This window comes from Actinomadura sp. KC216 (assembly GCF_004348535.1).
Lineage (GTDB): Bacteria > Actinomycetota > Actinomycetes > Streptosporangiales > Streptosporangiaceae > Spirillospora.
The window spans coordinates 1-22056 of sequence record NZ_SMJX01000127.1 but is presented as its reverse complement, the minus strand read 5'-3'; the positions used below and the strand labels follow the sequence as shown (position 1 = coordinate 22056).

Annotated in this window: 24 protein-coding genes and 1 pseudogene; 10 read left to right on the top strand and 15 right to left on the bottom strand. The window is 70.2% G+C overall.

Features of this window, described 5'->3' with window-relative positions; translation table 11 throughout:
• From E1264_RS22235 to E1264_RS22225, 3 genes and pseudogenes are all read right to left on the bottom strand, one after another.
• A pseudogene (locus E1264_RS22235) lies at positions 1-254 on the bottom strand (hypothetical protein); the annotation flags it as partial.
• 97 nt (positions 255-351) lie between these two features.
• Positions 352-999, bottom strand: coding sequence for a response regulator transcription factor (locus tag E1264_RS22230; protein ID WP_132176542.1), 648 nt, complete (start codon positions 997-999; stop codon positions 352-354).
• Positions 996-1838 (bottom strand): ATP-binding protein, encoded by an 843-nt coding sequence (locus E1264_RS22225; protein ID WP_165964306.1) that lies wholly within the window; start codon positions 1836-1838, stop codon positions 996-998. Before E1264_RS22225 ends, E1264_RS22230 begins: the two co-directional genes overlap by 4 nt.
• Before the next feature lie 315 nt (positions 1839-2153).
• Between E1264_RS22225 and E1264_RS22220 the strand changes: the two genes are divergently transcribed.
• Both E1264_RS22220 and E1264_RS43565 read left to right on the top strand, forming a co-directional pair.
• Positions 2154-3719: a Rieske 2Fe-2S domain-containing protein gene (locus E1264_RS22220; protein ID WP_132176538.1), complete on the top strand. Its 1566-nt coding sequence runs from the start codon at positions 2154-2156 to the stop codon at positions 3717-3719.
• 107 nt (positions 3720-3826) lie between these two features.
• A complete protein-coding gene (locus tag E1264_RS43565; RefSeq protein WP_165964305.1) occupies positions 3827-3991 on the top strand; it encodes a hypothetical protein in 165 nt (54 codons plus the stop codon).
• Positions 3992-4010: 19 nt separating this feature from the next.
• Here the strand turns inward: E1264_RS43565 and E1264_RS22215 are convergent, their stop codons facing one another.
• The 8 genes from E1264_RS22215 to E1264_RS22180 all read right to left on the bottom strand — a co-directional run bounded on the left by E1264_RS22215 (position 4011) and on the right by E1264_RS22180 (position 14168).
• Positions 4011-4934, bottom strand: a complete 924-nt coding sequence (locus E1264_RS22215; RefSeq protein ID WP_132176536.1) for a hypothetical protein — start codon at positions 4932-4934, stop codon at positions 4011-4013.
• A 22-nt stretch (positions 4935-4956) separates the two neighbouring features.
• On the bottom strand, positions 4957-5700 hold the full coding sequence (locus tag E1264_RS22210; protein ID WP_132176534.1) for a sugar transferase: 744 nt from the start codon (positions 5698-5700) through the stop codon (positions 4957-4959).
• 2 nt (positions 5701-5702) lie between these two features.
• A complete protein-coding gene (locus E1264_RS22205) occupies positions 5703-8375 on the bottom strand; it encodes a lipopolysaccharide biosynthesis protein (RefSeq protein ID WP_132176532.1) in 2673 nt (890 codons plus the stop codon).
• Positions 8372-9604, bottom strand: coding sequence for a glycosyltransferase (locus E1264_RS22200; RefSeq protein WP_132176530.1), 1233 nt, complete (start codon positions 9602-9604; stop codon positions 8372-8374). The genes E1264_RS22205 and E1264_RS22200 overlap by 4 nt, the downstream gene beginning before the upstream one ends.
• On the bottom strand, positions 9591-10754 hold the full coding sequence (locus E1264_RS22195) for an SDR family NAD(P)-dependent oxidoreductase (protein WP_132176528.1): 1164 nt from the start codon (positions 10752-10754) through the stop codon (positions 9591-9593). Before E1264_RS22195 ends, E1264_RS22200 begins: the two co-directional genes overlap by 14 nt.
• Position 10755: 1 nt before the next feature.
• Positions 10756-11904 (bottom strand): DegT/DnrJ/EryC1/StrS family aminotransferase, encoded by a 1149-nt coding sequence (locus E1264_RS22190; protein WP_132176526.1) that lies wholly within the window; start codon positions 11902-11904, stop codon positions 10756-10758.
• Between the two features lie 10 nt (positions 11905-11914).
• Positions 11915-13327, bottom strand: coding sequence for a hypothetical protein (locus E1264_RS22185; RefSeq protein ID WP_132176524.1), 1413 nt, complete (start codon positions 13325-13327; stop codon positions 11915-11917).
• A gap of 178 nt (positions 13328-13505) precedes the next feature.
• Entirely contained in the window at positions 13506-14168 is a 663-nt protein-coding gene (locus E1264_RS22180; protein WP_132176522.1) for a response regulator transcription factor, read from the bottom strand.
• A gap of 245 nt (positions 14169-14413) precedes the next feature.
• Between E1264_RS22180 and galE the strand changes: the two genes are divergently transcribed.
• Positions 14414-15418 (top strand): UDP-glucose 4-epimerase GalE, encoded by a 1005-nt coding sequence (gene galE, locus E1264_RS22175; protein ID WP_132176520.1) that lies wholly within the window; start codon positions 14414-14416, stop codon positions 15416-15418.
• Between the two features lie 61 nt (positions 15419-15479).
• Here galE and E1264_RS22170 read toward each other — a convergent pair whose 3' ends face one another.
• The 4 genes from E1264_RS22170 to E1264_RS22155 all read right to left on the bottom strand — a co-directional run bounded on the left by E1264_RS22170 (position 15480) and on the right by E1264_RS22155 (position 17342).
• On the bottom strand, positions 15480-16238 hold the full coding sequence (locus E1264_RS22170) for a methyltransferase domain-containing protein (RefSeq protein WP_243711088.1): 759 nt from the start codon (positions 16236-16238) through the stop codon (positions 15480-15482).
• A gap of 83 nt (positions 16239-16321) precedes the next feature.
• On the bottom strand, positions 16322-16561 hold the full coding sequence (locus E1264_RS22165; protein ID WP_132176518.1) for a hypothetical protein: 240 nt from the start codon (positions 16559-16561) through the stop codon (positions 16322-16324).
• Positions 16562-16587: 26 nt separating this feature from the next.
• Positions 16588-16965, bottom strand: coding sequence for a hypothetical protein (locus E1264_RS22160; RefSeq protein WP_132176516.1), 378 nt, complete (start codon positions 16963-16965; stop codon positions 16588-16590).
• The gene (locus tag E1264_RS22155; RefSeq protein ID WP_132176514.1) at positions 16944-17342 is read right to left on the bottom strand and encodes an ATP-binding protein; all 399 of its coding nucleotides are present in this window, start codon (positions 17340-17342) and stop codon (positions 16944-16946) included. Before E1264_RS22155 ends, E1264_RS22160 begins: the two co-directional genes overlap by 22 nt.
• Before the next feature lie 250 nt (positions 17343-17592).
• Between E1264_RS22155 and E1264_RS22150 the strand changes: the two genes are divergently transcribed.
• From E1264_RS22150 to E1264_RS22120, 7 genes are all read left to right on the top strand, one after another.
• Positions 17593-18354: a helix-turn-helix transcriptional regulator gene (locus tag E1264_RS22150; RefSeq protein WP_165964304.1), complete on the top strand. Its 762-nt coding sequence runs from the start codon at positions 17593-17595 to the stop codon at positions 18352-18354.
• Positions 18345-18530: a DUF397 domain-containing protein gene (locus tag E1264_RS22145; protein ID WP_132176510.1), complete on the top strand. Its 186-nt coding sequence runs from the start codon at positions 18345-18347 to the stop codon at positions 18528-18530. Before E1264_RS22150 ends, E1264_RS22145 begins: the two co-directional genes overlap by 10 nt.
• A gap of 35 nt (positions 18531-18565) precedes the next feature.
• On the top strand, positions 18566-18751 hold the full coding sequence (locus E1264_RS22140) for a DUF397 domain-containing protein (RefSeq protein ID WP_132176508.1): 186 nt from the start codon (positions 18566-18568) through the stop codon (positions 18749-18751).
• A gap of 53 nt (positions 18752-18804) precedes the next feature.
• On the top strand, positions 18805-18975 hold the full coding sequence (locus tag E1264_RS22135; protein WP_347813413.1) for a DUF397 domain-containing protein: 171 nt from the start codon (positions 18805-18807) through the stop codon (positions 18973-18975).
• Positions 18976-19139: 164 nt separating this feature from the next.
• The gene (locus tag E1264_RS22130; protein ID WP_132176506.1) at positions 19140-20657 is read left to right on the top strand and encodes a class I SAM-dependent DNA methyltransferase; all 1518 of its coding nucleotides are present in this window, start codon (positions 19140-19142) and stop codon (positions 20655-20657) included.
• Entirely contained in the window at positions 20654-21844 is a 1191-nt protein-coding gene (locus E1264_RS22125; RefSeq protein ID WP_132176504.1) for a restriction endonuclease subunit S, read from the top strand. The genes E1264_RS22130 and E1264_RS22125 overlap by 4 nt, the downstream gene beginning before the upstream one ends.
• Before the next feature lie 21 nt (positions 21845-21865).
• The coding region (locus tag E1264_RS22120; RefSeq protein ID WP_132176502.1) for a DUF4145 domain-containing protein at positions 21866-22056 on the top strand (191 nt) is incomplete at its 3' end.

Below are 22056 nucleotides of genomic sequence, written 5' to 3'. Positions count from 1 at the left end.
GTGACGGGGCCGTGCAGGATGCCGTCGCCCTGCGGCGCGAAGAGCTCCGGGCGGGTGAGGGCGTGGTGGACGTCGGCGTAGCGCAGCACGGCCCAGGAGCCGGGCCGGCCGGCCATGCGGCCGTCCAGCCAGACCACCGGGGTCTTCGCCCGGAGCCGTTCCAGCCGGTCGAACGGGACGCCGCGCGCGTAGGCGTCCGCGCAGTCGACGACCCCGGCGTCGGTGATGGGCAGCGCGCCTCGCCGTTGAGGCATGGGAACCTCCTCTGCAAGACGGACGCTAACGCGTCGCGCCCGGACCCTGAAAGGTCCGGATTCGGCCGTCCGTTAGACGCACGCCTTGCCGAGGGGGTCAGCCGGCGAGCCACTCCCCGGTCTCCACGCTGACGAGTCCGTGCCTGGCCGCCTCGATCACCGCCTCCCGCTGCGAGTGCACGCCCAGCTTGCTGAGCACGCTCTGCACGTGGCTGCGCGCGGTGCTGCGCGTCACCCCCATCGCCTTGGCGAGCGCCTGCGTCGACTCGCCGCGCGCGAGCCGCGTCAGGACCTCCCGCTCGCGCGGGGTGAGGAACCGGGCGACCTGCTGCGCCCGGCTGCGGGGCCGCGTCCCGCCGCGCCTGGCGGGCTGGTCGGTGACGACCTCGCCGCCCGCGACGCGCCGCAGCACGGTGAGGATGTCGCGGGCCTGCTGGCCCTTGTGCGCGAACCCCCGCACGCCCGCCTCGACGCCCGCGTCCAGCACCGGCTGATCAAGGAACCCGGTGAGGACGACGAACCTGGTGTGCGGGGACGCGGCGCGCAGCCTCGGCATCCAGTCGAGGGCCGTGCCGGTCGGGAACTGCAGGTCGATCAGGCACAGGTCGGGCTGCCTGATCCGCAGCAGGGGCATCACGTCGGCCGGGGAGTAGGCCACCCCGACGATGGTGTGCCCGGCGTCCGCCAGGACGAGCGACAGCGACTCGGCGAAGACCGCGTGGTCGTCGCAGATGACCATTCTCATGGATGGGGCCGCCAGTCGTCGGCGTGCAGGTCGGCGTGCCGCTCGGCGGTGTCCGGGGCCGCCGTGTCCGGGGCCGCCGTGTCCGGGGGCGGTGCCGCCGGAAGCAGGATCCGGACGCGCGCCCCGCCCATCTCGCAGGTGCGGATCTCCAGGCTGCCGCCGTACCCGGAGACGAGGTCGTGGACGATCCCGAGCCCCAGCGACGCGAGCCCGCGCCGCGCGGCCCTCGGCCTGCCGTGCCCCCGGGCCCGCGCCGCGGCGCTCTGGCCCGCGCCGAACCCGGGGCCGTCGTCGTCGACCTGGATGACGACCCAGCCGTTGTCGACCTCGACCCGCACGTCGACGCGCCCGTCCGCGACGCGGCAGGCGTTGTCGAGGACGTTGCGGACGGCGCGCCACAGGGCGACGGGGTCCATGTGCGCCCATGCCTCGCGGCCGCTGAAGCCGAACTCGTGCGGGGTGGCGAGCCGCATCGCGGTGACGATCTCGGCGGTGAGGTCGTCCACCCGGAGCCGCTCCGGGCTCGGGGGCGGGCGGTCGCCGTTCTCGTCGTCCGCGTCTTCGTCGAGGCGGCGCAGCAGATGGTCGAGCCACCGGGTCTCGCCGAGCAGCTGCTCGATGCGGGCCCGGCTGGTGTCGCCGACGTCCTCCGCGACGGCGACGGCGGAGGCCAGCATGATGATCGTGCCGAGTTCGTGGTGGATGTCGTGCCGGAGCCGCCGCCGCCACAGGACGTGCGGCCCGCCGGTCGTCGTTTCGCCGTTCGCTGATTCGCCGGCGGCGGGGAGCTCGTCGCCGGGCCCTGGTTCCCGAGGCCCTGTGCCCGCGAGCGTGCCCACGCCCGCGGGAGGTTCCGCCGGAGAAAACCGAGACCACCCGTTGTCCATGGGTCCCCCCGTACGTTATTCATGCACCGTCCTAAACGTTCTCTCTGTGATACGCACGATGTCCAGGAAATGGCCGAAACGGACCACTATCTGTCCAGAACCGGACACGCACCGCAGCGGGTGAACTTTACTGATTGACAGCACGTCCGGGTCAAGATTGTCAGTTCCCCCTGTCACATCCGGGCGCTTTTCATTCATGCCTACGGCGTAGCCGCTTTGCGCATTCGGGCGGGTGCGCCCGCGGCCCGCTGGAGGGACAGTCGGCACATGCCGAAGGTCACTTTTCTCGGACATGCGGGGATCGCGGTGGACGCGGCCGCGTTCCACCTGCTCGCGGACCCGTGGCTCGCTCCAACGGGGGCCTTTCTCGGAGCCTGGCACCAGTACCCGAGAAACGATCACCTCGACCCCGCCGCGGTGCTCGACGCGGACTGGATCGCCGTCTCGCACGAGCACCTAGATCATTTCGACCCGTGGGTGCTGGACCGGCTTCCGGGCAGGACCCGAATCCTCATTCCGCGCTATCCGGGACCGGCCTTCCGCGAGCGCATGGCGGCCGCCTCAGGCGGCCGGCAGATAATCGAGCTGACGGCATGGGAGAAATTCCCGCTCGACAATCGGGGCTCCTGGATCACGGCGATTCCGGAACTGTCCCCGATGTGCCATGACGCCGCCTTTCTCGTCGTCGCCGACGGCCGCGGGATCCTGCACGGCAACGACGCCCGGCTCACCGCCGCGCAGGCCCGCCGCGCCAAGCACCTCGCGGGCGGGCGGCTCGACCTGATGGCCGTGCAGGCGTCCGGGGCGTCCTGGCATCCGATCTGCTACCGGTACCCGGCCGCGGAGATGGCGAAGATATCCATGGACAAGCGGGTGTCGAAGCTCCGCGCGGTGCAGCGGCTCGTCCGGCAGACCGCGCCCGAACTGGCCGTCCCGTTCGCCGGGCCGCCCTGCTTCCTGGACGCGGAGGTCGACCATCTGAACTGGGTGCTCGGCCAGGAGGACGGCGCGTTCTGCGACCCCGAAGCGGCCATGGAATGGCTGCGCGAGCACCTGCCGGGCCAGCGCTGGGACGCCTTCAAACCCGGCGACGCCATCGACCTCGACACCGGTGAGATCACCCGCGACCCGGTCTCGGCGGAGTTCTCCTTCGCCGACGCCGACCGGGCCGACTACCTCAAGCGGTACGCGGCCGACCGCGCGCCCGCCATCGCCGGGGTGATGGCGATGAATCCGGAGCCGGGCCCCGGCCTTTTCGACAGGTTCGCCGCCCATTTCGAGTATCTCGGCGGGCTCAGCGACTATTTCCTGCGGCAGATATCCATGACCGTGCGGTTCGAGGTCACCGGCCCGAACGGCGGCGTCTGGGACGTGGACTTCGGCCCGGACGGCGTCCGGGTGGCCGCGGCATCGGAGGCCGTCCGCCCGCACTACCGGATCACCACCGCCGGACGCTGGATCGAGGGCGTCCTCGCCGGGCGGATGGCGTGGGAGGACCTGCTCATCTCGTTCCGCCTCAGCCTCTACCGCGACCCCGACGTCTACAACGACTACCTGGTCGGCCTGCTCAAGCACGCCAACGCGCCCGCGCTGGAGGCCGTCGAGGAGTACGAGACCGGGCGCGACGAGTCCGAGCGGATCACCGTCTCCTGCGACGGCGCCCGCTACGACATCCCGCGCTACTGCCCGCACGCCGGCGAGGACCTGTCGGTGGGCGCGGTCGTGCGCGACGGGCGGATCCACTGCCTCGCCCACAACTTCGCCTTCGATCTGGCCTCCGGCGAATGCGTCAACGCCAGAGCCGCAAATCTTACCAGCCGGAAAGTGACCTGAATCACCGTGCGAGCGTGCAATCCCCGAGGCAGGTGGGGCGTGTCTGACATGGGACCTACGTCGTGTCGTGTTAGGTTTCCAGCCTGCTTGTCTGGGGGGATTGAAGAGTGCGTGGTTTGAGCCGGAGGCGGCTCGGTCTGCTGGCCGTCGCCTTCGTTCTTGTCATCGGTGTGATGGAAGTCCTGGCGCTGAAGATCGGGTCGCTGGACTTCCCCGTCCCGTCGTCCGGTGCGGGACATCCGGCCGTGGCCGAGAATCCGGGAGGGAAATAGCCCCGCTCGGCGGGACCGCTCAGCGGGACCGGTAACGGGCCTTGATGAGGCTCTGCAGGTCGGGGTGGGCGCCGCCGGTGGCGTCCGCGAGGGTGGGGCAGGCCCACTCGTCCTGGTGGCCCCAGGAGTAGGTGATCTCCAGCGGGGGGCGCGGCGCGAGGCGGTCCCAGCGGGCGAGGATCTCGCGGAACTGGGCCCGCGTCGGCAGCCAGTACTGCTTGTCGCCGCTGGAGCAGCTCTGCCCGAACGCCTGCAGGACGGGCGCCACCCGTGAGCGCGGGATGCCCGCGTCGTCCGCCAGCCGGACCATCCGGTCGATCGCCCCGATGTCGCAGCGCTCCTGGGCCCGCGCCGAGCCCTTGCACGGGTAGGGGTCGAGGCCGACCAGGTCGACGCCGGCGCGTTCCGGCGTGAGCGGCCCCATCGGCCAGTCGGTGAGCGAGATGAACGAGACCTGGCCCGGCGCGTGCCGCCGGAGGTGGTCGGCGCGGCGGCGGATCTCCTTCGCGATCCCGGGGCATTCGGCGGGGTTCGGCTCGTCCGACAGGTACCAGCCGTAGACCCTCGGGTCGCGCCCGAACCGCTGGACGGCCCGGGTGAACGCGGGGAAGTCGAGCTCGAAGTCGCCGCAGGTGAAGTTGCCGACCCACAGCATCGCCCGCATGCCGGCCGGGACCCCGGCGACGAGCGCGTCGTCCGGCTGCACGTCCACGAGGTCGTAGCCGAGCGCCCGCAGCCGCGGGTAGTCGGCGGGCTCGGTGTTCAGCGCGAGGCGGCGCGTCCCGCCCGGCCCCTTCGCGGGCGCGCCGGGCGAGGCGAGCGGCCCCCGGTACGTCTCGCGGCCGGACGGCTCCCCGCGCGCGTAGACCAGGAGCCCCGCGAGCAGCGGCGCGATCAGCGCGGCGATGGCCGTGATCTGGAACCGGACGTCCCGGAAGTCCATGCGCTCACCTTTCCGGCACGCCCTAGGCGGCGGACCCGGGCTCCTCGGCGGGATGCGCGGCGTCGAGCGGCGGGGCCATCTCCGTCACCTTCCCGTCCGCCGATACCCGCAGCGGCGGGACCGTGAACCCCAGGACGTACCAGACCGTCTGGGCGAGCGTCCGGAGCGTCGCGCGCATCGACGGGTCGCTCAGGTACACCGCGTCGACCGCGGCCTGCGCGGGGGCGAGCCGCTCGACGTAGAACGCGAGGTCGACCTCCTCGCCGGGCGGCAGGACGTCGCAGTCCCGGAACCGGACCTGGGACACGCCCGTCATCCCCGGCCGGTGGTCGAAGACCCACCGCCAGCGCGCGTCGTAGTACACCGCGAGGTCGTAGGTCTCCGGGCGCGGCCCGACGAGCGTCATGTCGCCGCGCAGCACGTTCGCGAGCTGCGGCAGCTCGTCGAGGTAGAAGCGGCGCAGCACCCGGCCGACCCGGGTGACCCGCGGGTCGCTGGTCGCGGTGACCTTCATGCCGTCGGCGTCCTGCCGCATCGTCCGGAACTTGTAGATGGTGAAGGGCCGGCCGCCCTGCCCGACCCGGGTCTGCCGGAAGATCCCCGGGCCCCGGCTCGTCAGCCGCACCAGCGCGTAGACGAGTACCAGCGGGACGGAGAACATCAGCAGCCCGGCCAGCGCCCCGGCGATGTCCAGTGCCCGCCGGCCGCGCGAGGGCGCGATGCCGTCGCTCGGTTCGACGGGACGGGCGATGAGGTCCTCGGACATGGTCACCCCTTGTTCCTGACGTGCTGGAACCAGACCAGCAGAGCCGCCGTGGTGGCGACGAAGGAGACGGACGTCGCGACGGCGGCGCCCCCCGCGCCGTGCGCCGGGATCAGGACGATGCCGAGCACGACGACGACCAGCAGGCCGATGCCCTGCCCGGTGGACGCGGCCCCCGGCCGCCCGACCCCGTACAGGTAGGCCATGACGAGACCCGTCACACCGAACGTGACGACTCCGGCGAGACGGATGTAGGTGGGCACGACCGCGTCGTCGAACACGTCGCCGAACACCCACGGCAGCGCCGTCCCGGCGATGAGCGCGAGCGGCAGCGCGGCCAGGACGGAGATGCCGAGCGCGGGCAGGATGAGCGCGGCGGTGCGGCGCGCGGCGCTCTTCTTGTCCTCCCGCGCGAAGTCCGGGTACAGGACGTAGTTCACGGCGAGGCCGGGCAGCTGCACCAGCTCCGCGAACTTGCTCGCGACCGTGTAGACGCCGAGGACCTTCGGCCCGGCGAGCGCGCCCAGCAGCGCCATGTCGAAGCGGAGCTGGAGCAGGTCGATGAGCTGGCCGACGTAGCCGCGGAACCCGTATCCGGCGATCGACCTGCCGAGCCGCCGGTCCGGTCGCCCCCAGCCGCGGAAGAACCCGCGCCCCGCCAGCCGCCGCGCGATCCACGCGGCGGCGGCGATGTCGGCGAGCACGAGCCCGGCGACGAGGGCGCCCGGCCCGTGCCAGCCCAGCAGGATCACGACGTAGATCGGCAGGAACACGAACTCCTCGACGGCGATGGCGAGGCTCGCGCCGTGCGGGTCGTCGGTCCCCTGGAGGAGGCCCTTCCCGACGGACACGAACCCCTGCGTGAACGACGGGACGGCTGCGGCGAGCGTCACCCAGATGCCGAACGACTTGAAGAACACGAGGAACAGCAGCGGGCTCAGCGCGAGCCAGCTCACGCCCGCGAGGACCGCGCCGATCACCGTCAGCCAGGCGAGCGTCGGCCGGACGCGGCTCTGGTCGCGGTCGCCGCGCGCCAGGAAGTAGGGCGCGGCGGCCGGGAGCCCCGCGTTCGACAGGTGGCAGAGCAGTCCCGGCAGGATCCGGACGAGGGTGAACGCGCCGACGAGCTTCGGCCCCCCGACCCGCGCGACGAGGACCGTCGCGAGCCCGAGCGACGCCAGCGCCCCCACCCGCGCCGCCATGTTCCCGGCGACGAGCGAGACGAGCCGTTTCCGGACGGCCTTCATCGCGTCGCCCTTGGAGTCGGGCGGCGCGGCGGCGACCGTCGTGGCGCGCGGGCTCATCTCGTGTTCCGAAGCTTTCCGCAGGTCGGGAACGAAGTTCACCTGCGGCCCCAACGCCAGTGGGCGATGCGGCCGCCGGGCGCGGCGGCCGAACAGGTCCAGGGCGGCGATCAGGCCGAAGATCGCGAAGCCGTGCCGGTAGTGCAGGACCTCGTAGAACAGGGCGCAGATGAGGAACACGGCGATGAGCGCCCCGAACAGCTCGGGATGCGGGACGAGCCGCGCGTACTCGGGCCTCAGCGCGTCCCGCCGGGCGATCCGCACGCACATCAGCACCAGCACGGACACCATGAGGATCAGCGCGAGGCCGCCGATGAACCCGCGTTCGAGGACGGACGCGATGTAGTCGTTGTGCGCCTCGCGGACGTAGGTCTCCTGCCGGAGGAGCATCTGCGTCTCGGTCTGCGCGGCGCCGATGCCCCACGGATGGTCCTGGGCCACGATCATGTGCCAGGTCGTGGTGAAGACGGTGCTGCGCGACTCGGTGCTCTCCCCGGTCGTCCGGCCGATGGAGTCGCGGAGGATCGGGGACATCTCGCTGGCGCGGTCCAGGTACGGCTGGACGTCGATCTGCGTGATCCCGGCGACCGCGCTGCCGCCGAAGAAGGCCGCGGCGGCGCCGACCGCGACGGCGTGGTGCGCCTTCCCTTCGCGGAACAGCCGGAACAGGTAGCCGAGCAGCAGCGCGCAGCAGAGCGCGAGCAGGCCGCCGTTCGAGCCCGTCAGGAGCTCGGCGGCGATGAGGATCCCGCACACCGTCCAGCGCTGCCACTTCTTCTCAGGGAAGCGGGTGGCGCGGGCGATGAAGAAGACGCAGATGAACCAGTTGGCCGTGTAGTTGGCGTCCCCGAAGGTGAACTGGAGCCGCTCGCCGTCGACCTGCTTGCCGGACAGCGCGTCGTTCCCGATCGCGAAGCCGGTCATCATGACGAGCGCGTAGAGCGTGCCGATCCAGACGAAGGCGCGCAGCGCGACGCGCAGGAGGGACGGGTCGCGCCCGAGGTTGGCGACGCAGACCGCCCACAGCAGGACGAACACGTCCTTGACGAGGGTGAGCACGCCGACGTCGTCGTTGGCGAGCGCGGCGATGCCGCCCGCGAGGACCGTGAGCAGGGTGGGCAGCAGGAACGGCCACCGGACGGGCAGCTGCCGCGTCCCCGCCCACAGGAACGTCGTGATGACGAGCACGATCAGCACGACGTCCGGTATCGCGGTGTTGCCGGGGCCGGGCGCGAGCCCGGCGGGCATCAGCATCGGCAGCGACGCGATGCCCGCGACGAGGGCGACCGCCTCCGGCCGCCACCGCCGCCGGGGCTCCGGAGGTTCCAGGGGCGGCGCCGGGGCCGGCGCCGCCCGGGTCGCGGTGACCGTCATGACCGCTGGTAGGGCCGCCTGGACGTGCCGCGGTACGTCTCGTCCAGCACCGTGCCGAGGTGGGCGGGGGAGAACCAGTCGCCGACCCGGCCGCGGGCGCGCTCGGCCATCCGCTCGGCGGCGGCCGGATCGTCCAGCATGGCGGCGATGGCCCCGGCGAACCGCTCCGGGTCCTCCGGCGGGACGAGCAGGCCGGTCTCGCCCGCGAGGACGAGGTCCTGGTTGGACGGGACGGCCGTCGCGACGAGCGGGATCCCGGCGCTGATCGCCTCGACCAGCGCGCACGGCAGCCCCTCCCAGCGGCTCGCCATCGCCATCAGGTCGAACGCGGGCAGGACGGCGGCGACGTCGTCGCTGTGCCCGAGCCAGCGCATCCGGTCCCCGACGCCGAGCCTCGCGGTGAGCTTCGCCAGGTCGTCCGCCATGGGGCCGCCGCCGACCCACAGCCCGAACACGTCCTCGGGCAGCCGGGCGAGGGCCTTCACGAAAATCTCGGGGCCCTTCTGGAAGGTGAGCCGCCCGACCGACCCGACGACCTTCACGCCGAGGGGCAGGTCGAGGCGGCGCCGCGCCTGCGCCCTGGAGCCGGGGGCGGTCGCGTACGCGTCGACGTCCACGGCCGGCCACGACAGCCGCACCCGCTCCGGCGTCGCGAGCCCGAGCCGCAGCGCGGTCGTCACCGTGTCCGTCCCGACCCCGAGGAACGCGTCGGTGTGCTTCGCGGCGATGCGTTCGAGGCGGATGTAGGCGGTGCGCCGCGCCCACGACTGGAACTCGTGGAACGGGAACCCGTGCCAGGTGTGCACGATGCGGGGCACGCCCGCGCGGGCCGCCGCGAGCCGCCCGATGACGCCCGCCTTGGACGAGTGCGTGTGGACGACGTCGTACCGCCCCTCCGCGAGCACCCTCGTCAGGGTCGACAGGGCGGCGAAGTCGTCGCGCGGCGAGATCTGCGGCACCAGCGGCCCCACCTGGACGACCTCCATCCCGGCGCGGTGCGCGTCCGGCGTGAGGTCCCCGGCGGCGGCGTTCGCCACGGCCTCCTCGCCGTGCAGGACGGTGCCGCGCCCGGCGGACGGCTCGCTGTCCATGCCGACGCCGCCGGTCACGATCGCCCGCTCGTAGGTGCCGTCCGGCAGCGCCAGCGCCCCGTTCAGCGCGACCCGCCCGCCGCCGCCGTTGAAGCGGGTGATCACCTGCGCGACCCGCAGCTTCCTACCTGTTGTCATGGATCACCTCACAGGCCGGGAGGGGGCGCCGCGGCGGCCGGTACTCGGGCAGGAGGCGGCGCAGCAGCAGCCGCACCCCGTCCGCGTCGCCCGCCTCGGCCGCCGCCGCGAGCGCGTCGAGCAGCCGCGGCAGCCCGGCGGGCGGCGGCGCGGCCCGGGTCCCCCAGATTTTCGGATGGGCGGTGCGGAGCCGCGGCTCGGAGTCGGCGAACGCCTTCTCGGCGAGCTTCTCGCCGGGCCGCAGCCCGCTGAACCTGATCGTCACCGCGGGCGAGTGGAGCTGCGCCGCGTACCGCTGCACGAGATCGACCACCGGGACGGGCCCGCCGAGGTCGAGCGCGAACGTCTCGGCCTCCTCGGCGAGCGCCGCGGCCTCGATCAGCAGGCCCGCCGCCTCCGCCACCGTCATGACGTGCCGTGCCGCCTCCGGATGCGCGACCGTGATGACCTCCCCGGCCGCGATCCGGGGCGCGAGCGGGCCGAGCGGCGCGCCCGGCGCGCCGATGACGTCGCCGACCCGGACGGCGGCGAAGCAGGTCGGGCCGCCCGTCGCCGTCCGCAGCAGCAGCTCCCCGAGCCGCATCGTCGCGCCCAGCACCGACGTCGGCTCCGCCGCCCGGTCGGAGGAGACGAGCACCAGGCGCCGCACCCCGTGCCGCACCGCGCTGTCGACGACGTGCCGGGTGCCGAGCACGTTGTCGGCGACGCCACGGCACGGATCGTCCTCGACCGCGGAGAGCCGGTGCAGGCCCGCCGCGTGGAAGAGCAGCTCGGGCCGTGCGTCCCCGACGACGGCGTCGACGCGGTCCGCGTCCCGCACGTCCGCCGCGGCGAGGGTGACCCGGCAGCCGCCGGGCTCCCCGGCCAGCTCGCGGGCGAGCCGCTCCAGCCCGCGCCCGTCCTTGTCGACCAGGCACAGCGCGGCCGGGCCGAGCCGCCGGACCCGCCGGCACAGCGCGCCGCCGACCGTCCCGCAGGCCCCCGTGACGAGCACCCGCCGGCCGCGGACGAGGCGCCGCCCGCGCGGGTCGGCGAGCACGATCTCGTCCCGGTCCAGCAGCAGCGCGAACGGCCCGGCCGGAGGCGGCGCCACGCCGTCCGCGGCGGGCACGGCCGCCCGGCGGGGCCGGTGCGGCGGGAACCAGCGCACGTCAGCTCCGCGCCCGCAGCGCCTCGGCGAGGGCGGCGACGACCCTGTCCTGGCCGTCCGCCGACAGGCCCGGGTAGAGCGGCAGCGACAGCAGCTCCTCGCCGACCCGGTCGGTCACGGGCAGGTCCCCGCACTCGTCCTCGCCGAGGATCTGCCGGTAGGCGGTCAGCTGGTGCGCCGGGATGAAGTGGACGGACGTCCCGACGCCCGCCGCCTGCATCGCGTCGCCGACCGCGTCGCGGTCCGGGACCCGCACCTGGTAGAGATGCCACGCGTGCTGGATGCCTTCGAGGCTGTTCCGCCCCGGCAGGACGACCCCGGGCACGTCGGCGAGCGCCTCGTCGTAGCGGGCGACGAGCTCCGCGCGGTCCTTCTGCCAGCCCGGCAGCGACCGGATCTGGGCGCGGCCGATCGTCGCCTGGACGTCGGTCATGTTCGCCTTCAGCCCGATGGCCTTCACGTCGTACCGCCAGCTCCCGCCCGGCAGGTACCGCCTCCACGAGTCCTTGCTCATCCCGTGCAGGCGCATCGACCGGACCCTGTCGGCGAACTCCTCGTCGCCCGTCGCGACCGCGCCGCCCTCCCCGATCGGCATGTTCTTCGTCGCGTAGAAGGAGAAGCACGCCGCGTGCGACTGCGACCCGACGGGCTTGCCGCCGCGCGCCGCGCCCGGCCCGTGCGCGGTGTCCTCCACCACCCTCGTCCGGGCGAGGCCGGCGGCCTCGGCGAGCGCGGGCACGTCCACCGGGTAGCCGCCCTGGTTCTGGGTGACCATCGCGGCGGGCTTCACCCGGGCGGCGGCCGCGGCGACCGTCTCCGGGCTCAGGACCAGCGTCTCCTCGTCGATGTCGGCGAACACGGGACGGTGCCCGGCGTGCAGGATCGCGTTGATCGCGCCGCAGAACGTCAGGCTGGGCGTCAGCACCGGCGACCCCGGCGGCAGGTCCATCGCGCGCAGGCTGAGCTCCAGCGCGCTCGTGCACGAGGCGACCGCGACGACGTGCGCGGCGCCGAGATGGTCGGCGAACTCCTGCTCGAACGCGGCGGTCTCCGGGCCGGTGGTGAGCCACCGGGAGTCGAGCACCTTGGCGACCGCGTCGGGCACCCCGTCGGTGAGCGGCGGGACGCAGAACGGAACGGCTGAACTCATCTGGTTGCTCCTAGATGTCGCGCGCCCTGCCGGGCCTGCGGGATGTGGTGGAACGGGACGTCGTCTTGCGGGACGGTTTCGTCTTGCGGGACGCGGCCACGACGCCGAGCAGCGGCCACCCGGACGCGGCGACCAGGTCGCGGACGGTCTCCAGCCCGGACACCGTCGTCACCGGCCCGACCGCCACGACCACGCCGACCGTCTCGTCCGAGCCGGGGTCGATGTCCTCGAACGCGTGCACGTGGCACAGCCGGCGGACCGGCACCGGCTGGGTGATCTCCGACGGGGACGCCTCGCCGGACTTCTTCGTCATGACGGCGGTGCCGGCGCCGGCGCGGACCACGGACGCGCTCTTCTTGCCGCCGGGCCCGCCGCTGTTGAGGGAGGGGCCGTCCGTGTCGTCGTCCTCCGCGGCCTCGGCGTGCGCCGACGCGGACGGGACGGCCCGCGTGTCGTCCCCGTACACCGCCGACGCCACCGCCGACACCAGCTCGGCGGGCAGCGGCCCGGGCGCGCCGACCAGCGCGACCCGCCCGACACCCGACCGCCTGGCCGCCAGCCGCACCCGGCGGCCGAGGTCGGCGAGCTGCGCGGGCCCACGGTCGGCCCAGCCGAGCAGCGGCACCCCGAGCCGCCGCGCGACCCGCCGCTGCCCCGGGATCGTGGGCCGGACCATCTCCGCGACGACCGCGATCAGGATCCCGCCGACCAGGCCGACCAGCCCGGCGATCGCCGACATCATCACGGTCGGGTCGGTCTTCGGGGCGAGCACCGCGGGCTGCACGACCGTCGCCGTCCCGGCCGAGGTGAGCTGCGTCAGCAGGGCCGAGCGGTCCGACCGCAGGTCGGCCAGCTCCGTCTGCACCCGCTCGCGCTCGTTGGCCGCGTCGATGTCCGGCACCGGCTGCGCCGCCGCCCGCCGCGACAGCGGCCCGAGCCGCTTCTCCAGCTCCCGGACGCGCTTGTCGATCTCGGCCATCCGCTGCCTGATTGACCCCTGGTTGGACTCGTTGATCTCCCGGACGACCGCGGTGCCGATCGCGTCCGTCAGCGTCCGCGCCACGGCCGGGTCGGCGTCCTTCACCGACAGCTCCACGACCGTGGACGTCCCGAGCCCGGACACCCCGATGGCCTTCGCCACCTTCTGCGCCGACCGGTCGATCCGGTTCTGCCGCAGCACCTCGCGCAGCAGGGTGTCGCTGGTCGCGAACGCCTTCACCTGGCTGACGACGATGCTCACGCCTGCGTCCCCGGTCGCCGCGTCGGTCGCCGCGCCGCCGGACTGCAGCCGGGACTTCGCGACCGACGGCGGCTCCTGCCCGCTCATCAGCAGCGCCACCAGCGCCAGCGGGAGAACCGTCATGACCAGCAGGAGCGCCCAGTAGCTGCGAACCACCCGCGCGGCGACTTCGTCGATCTCCACGATCTTCCCTCCGGGTTCCGTGAATGCTTTTCGTCCTCGGGGGGCCTGGACGGTGGCGCCTTCACGGACAGGCCGGACGACAAGCATTCAAGGGCGAGCGTAAGAACGGGGATTCGCGGAGCAATCGCGCAAAAGACGACCTCGGACTACGCCGTTTGCATCAGGCCGCCGCGCCCGGTCATCCGTCCGAGGGACGCATCCCGGCGCGCATCGCGAGCGTGATCGCCTCCAGCGCGGAATGCATGCCGAGCTTCGCCAGCAGGTTCTGCGTGTGGGTGCGGACGGTGTTCGCCGACAGCCCGAGCCGCTCGGCGATCTCCGCGCGGCCGAGACCGTCGACCATGCACTGCAGGACCTCCCGCTCCCGCGGCGTCAGCCCGGCCAGCAGCCGCGCCCCGCGGTCCTGCTCGCCGCCGTCGCGCAGCAGCCGGCGCAGCACCTCGCCCAGCAGGTCCGGCGGGATCCAGCCGCCCCGCCACGCCGCCGACCGGATCACCTGCGCGACCAGGTCGGCGCTCTCGGTCTTCTCCAGCCAGCCCACCGCGCCCCGCCGGACGGCCCGCACCATCGTGTCGAGGTCGCTCATCGCGGTCAGCATCACGACCCGGACCTCCGGATCGGACTCGCGGACCCGGTCCAGCACCTCCAGCCCGCTCTCCCCGCCGAGCGTCACGTCGAGGACGAGCACCCGCGGGCGCTCGGTGGCGGTCAGCGCGAGGGCGCGCCGCACGTCGGCGGCGATCGGGAGGATCACCAGATCGGGTTCGCGGTCCAGCCGGGCCGCGAGGGCCTCGGCGAACAGCGCGTGATCGTCCACGATGAGGACGCGGATCGGTTCCATCCACCGACCATGACCGGCCCCGGCGCCCGGCGGATCCTGCAAACGCTGTACTCGGCCGGACGGCGGCCGGGAGCGGACACGGGCGTTTCCGCGCCCCGGCAGAAAGTCGCGTGCGCGGACGCAGGTTCGCGGCGCGAGGTTCACTCCCGTCCGAACTCGGTCACGGGGAGTGCGGGACGTTGACCGGGCGCGGTCGCCTGCTGATTCTGATGCCTGTCATTCGACAGGCAATCAGGGGATGGTCCATGAAAGTCCTGATCACCGGGGGAGCCGGGTTCATCGGAAGCACGATCGCCTCCGCCTTCGCCGAGCGCGGCGTCACGCCCGTCGTGCTCGACAGCCTCGTCACGGGCCGGCCGGAGTTCACCGACGGCAAGATCTTCTACCGCGGCGACATCGCGGACGGCGACCTGGTCGACGAGGTCTTCCGGGCCCATCCCGAGATCGTCGCGACGGTCCATTGCGCGGCGCTGATCGTCGTGCCCGACTCGATGGCGGACCCGCTCCGCTACTACCGCGTCAACCTCACCAAAACGCTCGACCTCGCGGGCCATCTCGTCCGCAACGGCTGCGATCGGATGATCTTCGCGTCCACCGCCGGAATGTACCGGCCCGAGCCGGACCTCTCCGTCACCGAAACGTCGGCGCTGGAGCCCCAGAACCCGTACACCCGCTCGAAGATGATGGCCGAACTCCTCCTCCAGGATTTCTGCAAGGCGTACGGCCTCCGCGTCATCTCCCTCCGCTACCTCAACCCGATCGGCGCGGACCCCCAGCTCCGCACCGGATTGCAGAACAGCAAACCGACCCACGCCCTGGGCAAGATGATCGAGTGCCACGCCCACGGGACACCGTTCACGATCACGGGCGTGGACTGGGAGACCCGCGACGGCACCGCGATCCGCGACTACATCCACGTCTGGGACATCGCCCGCGCCTTCTACGAGGCCACCGCCCGCTTCGACTCGATCCTTCCGCCGCGCGACGAGGGCTCCGGCTACGAGGTCATCAACCTCGGCACCGGCGGCGGCACGACGGTCCGCGAACTCGTGGAAGCGTTCCGCGAGGTGGTAGGCGACGCTTTCCAGGCCGAAGAGGCCCCGGCCCGCCCCGGCGACGTGGTGGGCGCTTTCGTCAACCCCGCAAAGGCCTCGGAATTGCTCGCCTGGAAACCGGAATACACCATCGAGGACGCGATCCGCCATTCCCTCCAATGGGCCGAACGCCGCCGAGAACTAGACGTGGCCTAGCCCCGCACAAAACCCGTCCGGTCCTCCCAACACCACCCGGGAGGACCGGACACACCGGTTGTCAGGGGCGGGTGGCGGCGGTTATGAACATTGGGAGGGCGAAGAACAGCCGGCCGTTCTGGCCGCGTTCTTGCTGCTCGGCTATCCAGGCTTCGGCCTGTGCTTCGGTGATCGCGCCTACCGACTGCACCTTGGTGGCGAGGTCGGTCAGGACGGGCAGCATCGCCGGGCCGGTGGAGATCGAGGTGTGGACCTCCATTTTGACGTCGGCGAAGCCCTCGTCCAGGAGCAACTGGCGTTGGCGCCGGACGACGCGGGGCGTGGGGATCATGTCGGCGCGGGCGTGCACGATGGTGCGGGTGAGCGCGGCGTCGTCGGACTCGATGAGGAGGGTGTCCCAGTCCTGTCCGATCAGCACGATGCGCCCGCCGGGGGAGAGCACGCGCCGTGCCTCGGCGACCGCGCGGGCCGGGTCGTCCAGCGTGTGGTACACCTTGTCGGCCCGGTAGCCGTGCACCGAGGCGTCCTCGAAGGGCAGGTCGTAGGCGTCCGCCACCCGGAAGTCCGCACTGGGCCAGCGCTCCCTGGCTAGGCTGATCATCCGCTCGGCAGGGTCGATCCCGACCGCCCGCGCGCCCTGCTCGTCCATCTCCGCGACCGCACGCCCGGCCCCGCACCCGACGTCGACCACCGCCGCGTCCGGAGCGAGGTCGAGCAACTCGTAGGAACGCGTGCGCAACTCGCGCATAGCGGGGGTGTTCTCCGCGATGTCGAGTTGGGCAAGGAGCGCGTCAGTTCTATCTGCCGTCTGCTGGTCCACAGCCGAATTCTGCGCCTTGAAGCGCACATAAAGTCAAGCACCCCACACGTCCCAGCAGCCATCACCGACCGCACCACTGACGCCTAGTCGTGGAGCTGGCGGGCCAGGTCGGCGGCGGTTCGGGCCTCGACCAGGCGGTCAGGGAGGAGTGCCCACAGTGAGCCGCTCCATTCGCCGTGCCAGAAGCAGATGCCCGGGAAGGCGTGGCGAAGGTCGTCGAGGGCCTGGTCGATGTCGAGATCGATTTCCAGGCGGCCTGCCGGACGTACCGGGGCGGGGCAGGTGCTTCTGTGGCCGTACCGGGACTCGGGAGCGTGGGTCATCGTGATTTTTCCGACCGCGCCAGCGGCTACCAGGTGGACGGGAACATGCGGTGCCTGAGAAGGCCGTCCACCTGGTCGGCGACCTGCTTCGGGTCGCCGCAGGGGCAGAGGTAGCCGTACCTGCCGCGCCCCGCCTCGTAGTAGGCCCAGTCCCCGCCGGGTACGGCGCGGACGTGCACGGCGACGCGGACGTGGCGGTCCGGGCCGAACGCGAACACCCACAGGACCGGGGGGTGGGTGGGGAACTCGTCGGCCTGGTAGAGCTTGATGCACCGGTAGCCCATGGGCGTGATGGTCGCGGCGAGCAGGTCGAGATGGTGGATGGCCGTGGCGCGTCCCAGACGGGTCCGCCACCTCAGCAGGTGGCGGCCCGCCATGGCGCTCAACGGGCGCAGCGGGCCCATACGAGCTTTCCCTCCTCGCCGAGACGCCGGGCACCCCAGTCGTGGGCCATCTGCGCCACCAGCAGCAGGCCCCGCCCGCTCTCGGCGTCGCCGTCCTCGTCCCGGATGGTCGGGAGGACGGTGCCCTCGTCCTCGACCTCGATGACGGTGAGGGGCTCGCATCCGTCCGGGAAGACGCGGACGACGATGCGGCCGACACCGACGTGCTTGTAGGAGTTGGTCACCAGCTCGGTGACCACGAGCCGCCCGATGAAGTCATCGGCGAGCCCCAGCTCGCGGAACCGGTCGGTGAGGTAGCACCGCGCTTTCGCGGGCGCCTGGTCGGACGGTTCCAGCACCAGCGGCGGCGACTCGGGCGCGAGTAGCACTGCGGGCATCGGTGATCCCCTTCCCAGCTTGGACGGTGGCTGATCTCGAACGGGGCCAACCCGCCAAACCGGAAGTACCCGCCGTAATCACCCTGTGTTATCGAACGACCACCATCCAGCCACAGAAGCGCGTACTCTCTCAGGAGAGCAGAGCATTAACCACATTCGAGTAGCGGCCACTGGCGCGCTACTAGCATCGAGGAGGAGAACAGCGGTGCCCCCAACTGGTAGCGGACGGCCGAAGATCGACCCTGAGCTGGTGGGTTTCGGGACCGTTGTCAAGCGGTGTCGCGAGGAGACTGGCCTGAAGCAAGGTCAGTTGGCGGACCTCGTCAACGTCGCGCGGTCCTACGTAAGCCATGTCGAGTGTGGACGGACGAAGTGCCGCCGTGACTTCGCCGAGCGCGTCGACAACGCACTCAACGCCGAGGGCAAGATCCTCGAAGCGTGGGACGACCTCCTGGAGCAGATCAAGCTGGTCAGGTACCCGACCCACTTCGTGGCGTTCCCGAAGGTGGAGGCGTCTGCCGACCAGCTGCGGGTATATGAGCTCTATCTCGTCTATGGGCTGTTCCAGACGGAGGCGTATGCTCGAGTCCTACTGGTCGACGATGACGCGGTAGCTACGCGGATGAAGCGTCAGGTGCTCTTGTCCAGGACCCCCCGTCCTATGATCAGCGTCGTGATGGAGGAGAGCGTCCTCCACCGCCAGGTCGGCTCCAAGGACGTCATGCGCGAGCAACTCGAGTACCTGATCGAGCTCTCATTGCGGGAAGGAATCTTCTTGCAGATCGCCAAGACTGGCTACTACCGAGGCGTGCGAGCATCATTCACCATCGCAACCCAAGCCGACCGAAGCGAGGTGGGCTACGTCGTCAAGGCTACGGGCGGTGAAACGACCCGTGACCCGTCAGAGCTTTCGAAGATTAGCGAGGTAATGCATACCCTCAACGCGCAATCCCTGAACACGGAAGATTCGAGAGCACTGATAAGAAAGGTGATCGAGGAAAGATGGACCTGAGTAGGGCTTCGTGGCGCAAGGCATCCCGCAGTCACGACGACGGAGATCAGTGTGTTGAAGTAGCGGCTATCCTTGATGTAGTGGCCATACGCGACAGCAAGACTCCTGACGGCCCCAAGCTCATTATTGGTAGCAGCGACTTCCAGCAGTTCGTGCGTCTTCTCAAGAACCTCTAGCTCAAAGAGCTGACCTAGCATTGTTGCGAGGCAACATGGATTTGAGCGAGGCAGTCTGGCGCAAGGCTTCACGCAGCACCGTTCAGAATGATAACTGTGTGGAGGTTGCAGGGGCCCTGGAGATCGTGGTTTTCCGTGACAGCAAGGATCCCGAGGGGCCCAAGCTCGTCATCAGCACCAGCGAATTCCAGCACTTCACGAACATTCTCAAGTACCTTTAACTCGACATACTGATTACTCGGCAAAGTCGTGGGAGAATATTAGTGCTGACAGAGTGACTTGGCGTACGTCGTCTCGCAGTAATGAATCTGGAGACAACTGTCTTGAGGTCGCTGATGCGCCGGGTGTTGTTATAGTGCGCGATAGCCAAGACCCTCAAGGCCCAAGGCTCATTGTGAGCCGCCGTGAGTTTCGGCGGCTTGTCGAGGGGCTCAAGGGGCGCTGACGGGCGCGTACGGCGGACGGCCGGAAAGCCTGCCACGCAGTGGGCGATGGGCTTGGACGTCCATGCGCGAAGAGCGTTCGCGAGCGCTGGCGTGAACGGGCGCGACCGGCTCTGGCCTGCGTGAATCGGGCGCAGGTGGTGTCACGATGCACTAGAGTCCTGCCGTGATTACGGGTGAACTGAAGAGCAAGATCGACCGCCTCTGGGACGCCTTCTGGTCGGGAGGGATCTCCAACCCGCTGGAGGTCATCGAACAGATCACCTATCTGATGTTCCTCCGCCGACTGGAGGACATCCAGACGCGCAAGGAGCGCCAGGCCCTTCGCAGCGGACGCGAGCCGGTGAGCCCGATCTACACCAAGGACACCAACGTCCTCCGGTGGGCTGAGATCAAGGAGCTCTCGGCCGACGACATGTTCACCAGAGTGCGTGACGGCGTATTTCCCTGGCTCCGCGGCCTCGGCGGGGACGACTCCACATACGCCCACCACATGAAGGACGCCCGATTCACCATTCCCACGGCGAACTTGCTCACCAAGGCCGTGGACCTCTTGGACGACATCCCGCTCGGCGAGGGTGACACCAAGGGCGATCTCTACGAGTACATGCTCAGCAAGATCGCCACTGCCGGGCAGAACGGCCAGTTCCGCACGCCCCGCCACATCATCCAGCTCATGGTCGAGATGATGAACCCCGGGCCCGACGACGACATTTGCGACCCCGCGTGCGGAACGGCGGGCTTCCTCGTTTCCGCCGCCGAATACGTTCAACGCGAGCACGGCGACGCCCTCATGGACGCCACTCGCCAGATGCATTTTCACGCCAGCATGTTCCACGGCTTCGACTTCGACAGCACCATGCTGCGCATCGCCAGCATGAACATGCTCCTCCACGGCATCGAGCAGCCGGACATCCGCTATCGCGACTCGCTGGCCGAGAACGTCGCCGACGAGGCCGAGCAGTACTCCCTGATCCTGGCGAACCCGCCCTTCGCCGGCAGCCTGGACTACGAGACCACCGCCAAGGACCTCCAGCAGATCGTCAAGACCAAGAAGACCGAGCTGCTCTTCCTCGCGCTCTTCCTCCGCCTGCTCAGGCCCGGTGGCCGCGCCGCCGTCATCGTCCCCGAAGGCGTCCTTTTCGGCTCCAGCAAGGCGCACAAGGGCATCCGGCAACTTCTCGTGGAAGACCAGAAGCTGGACGCGGTCGTCAAGCTGCCCAGCGGTGTGTTCAAGCCCTACGCGGGCGTCTCGACCGCCATCCTCGTCTTCACGAAGACCAACAGCGGCGGCACGGACCACGTCTGGTTCTACGACATGACGGCGGACGGCTTCAGCCTGGACGACAAGCGAACCCCTCTCCTCGCCGAAGCCCAGCTCGGCCCGAACCCCAGCACGCCCCTCACCGAGGCCGACCACACCAGGAACAACCTCCCGGACATCCTGGCCCGCTGGAACCGCCGCGACGGCAGCGAGCGGCAACGTGCCCGCACGGAACAGAGCTTCTGCGTCCCGAAGCAGGACATAGCCGAGCAGGGCTACGACCTGAGCATCAACCGGTACAAGGAGATCGTTCACGAGGACATCGAGTACCGCCCGCCCCTGGAAATCATCGAAGACCTCGAAGTTCTCGAAGCGGAGATTCAGCAGGGCATGTCGGAGCTGAAGGGACTGCTGAAATGAGCGTCCCGACAATGCGTCTGGGTGACTGCTGCGAGATAGTTTCTGGCGCGACACCCAAAACCGGAGTGGCGGAATACTGGGACGGGGAAATCTGCTGGGCCACTCCGAAAGACCTCAGCGACTTGCAGGGCAAGCACATCGGCGATACGCCCCGTAAGATCACTGACGTCGGCCTGAGTAGTTGTGCTGCGGCCGTCCTCCCCGTTGGCTCGGTGCTCCTCAGCTCGCGTGCCCCCATTGGCCATGTAGCGATAAACACTCGCCCGATGGCCACTAACCAGGGATTCAAGAGCCTGGTTCCGGATCCCGGTAGAGTCGACGCGAACTATCTCTACTACTGGTTGCGCTCTCATCGTTCCCAACTGGAGTATATGGGCAACGGAGCGACCTTCAAGGAGCTGTCCAAGGCGGTCGTCGCCGAGATAAAGGTTCCTTTCCCTGCCATTCATGAGCAGCAGAGAGTTGCAAGGGTACTGGACGAGGCGGATGCGCTGCGCGCGAAGCGGCGGGCGGCCATCGCCCTCCTCGACGACCTCGCCCAAGCCATCTTCTTCGACATGTTCGGCGACCCGGGCGCACGGACGGGGAGATGGCCGGTCTCCGACATCGCCTCCATTTCCACACAGGTCACAGACGGCGAGCATCTGACACCCAAGCGTACGTCTTCCGGCATCAAGCTCCTCTCTGCGCGCAATGTTCAAGACGGGTTCATCGACTTCGAGAAGGTCGATTATGTCGGCCCTTCCGAGTATGCCCGTATCAGTAGACGCTGTGATCCGCGACCGGGAGACGTGCTTGTTTCGTGTTCGGGCACGATCGGGCGGGTGGCGATAGTGGAGACGGAGGAACCGCTGTCGCTCGTCCGGAGTGTCGCACTGATCAAGCCAGATCATTCTCTCGTGACAAGCCAGTATTTGGCGGCGCTCATGCGCACACCGGCGCTCAAGGCGCGAATGCAGCAAAGCGCGAAGGCGTCCAGCCAGGCCAATCTTTTTCAAGGCCCCATCAGGAAGCTGCCGGTACCTCTTCCTCCGCTCGAGTTGCAGCAGGATTTTGGGGTGCGCTTGCAAAGTGTGTCGCGCAGCAAGGAACGGCAATTCGCCGGCCTGGCGGGCCTGGATGACTTGTTCGGATCTTTGCAACAGCGGGCGTTTCGGGGGGAGTTGTGGAAGGATCGGGGCATCTGACCCATGAGGTAGGGGTGTCTCGTGAGCAACTTCGGGTTCCTCAAAGGCGAGTGGCCTGATCTGCACGACGAAGCCGTTCGGGCAGAGCGCCTCGCGAATGCCGATCCGCGAGCCGCGTGCTTCTATGCGCGCCGAACTCTTGAACTCGCGCTCAACTGGCTGTATCGCGGGCTGACATTGGGGCGGCTGGGTGTCTGGGGTGGGTGGAAGGT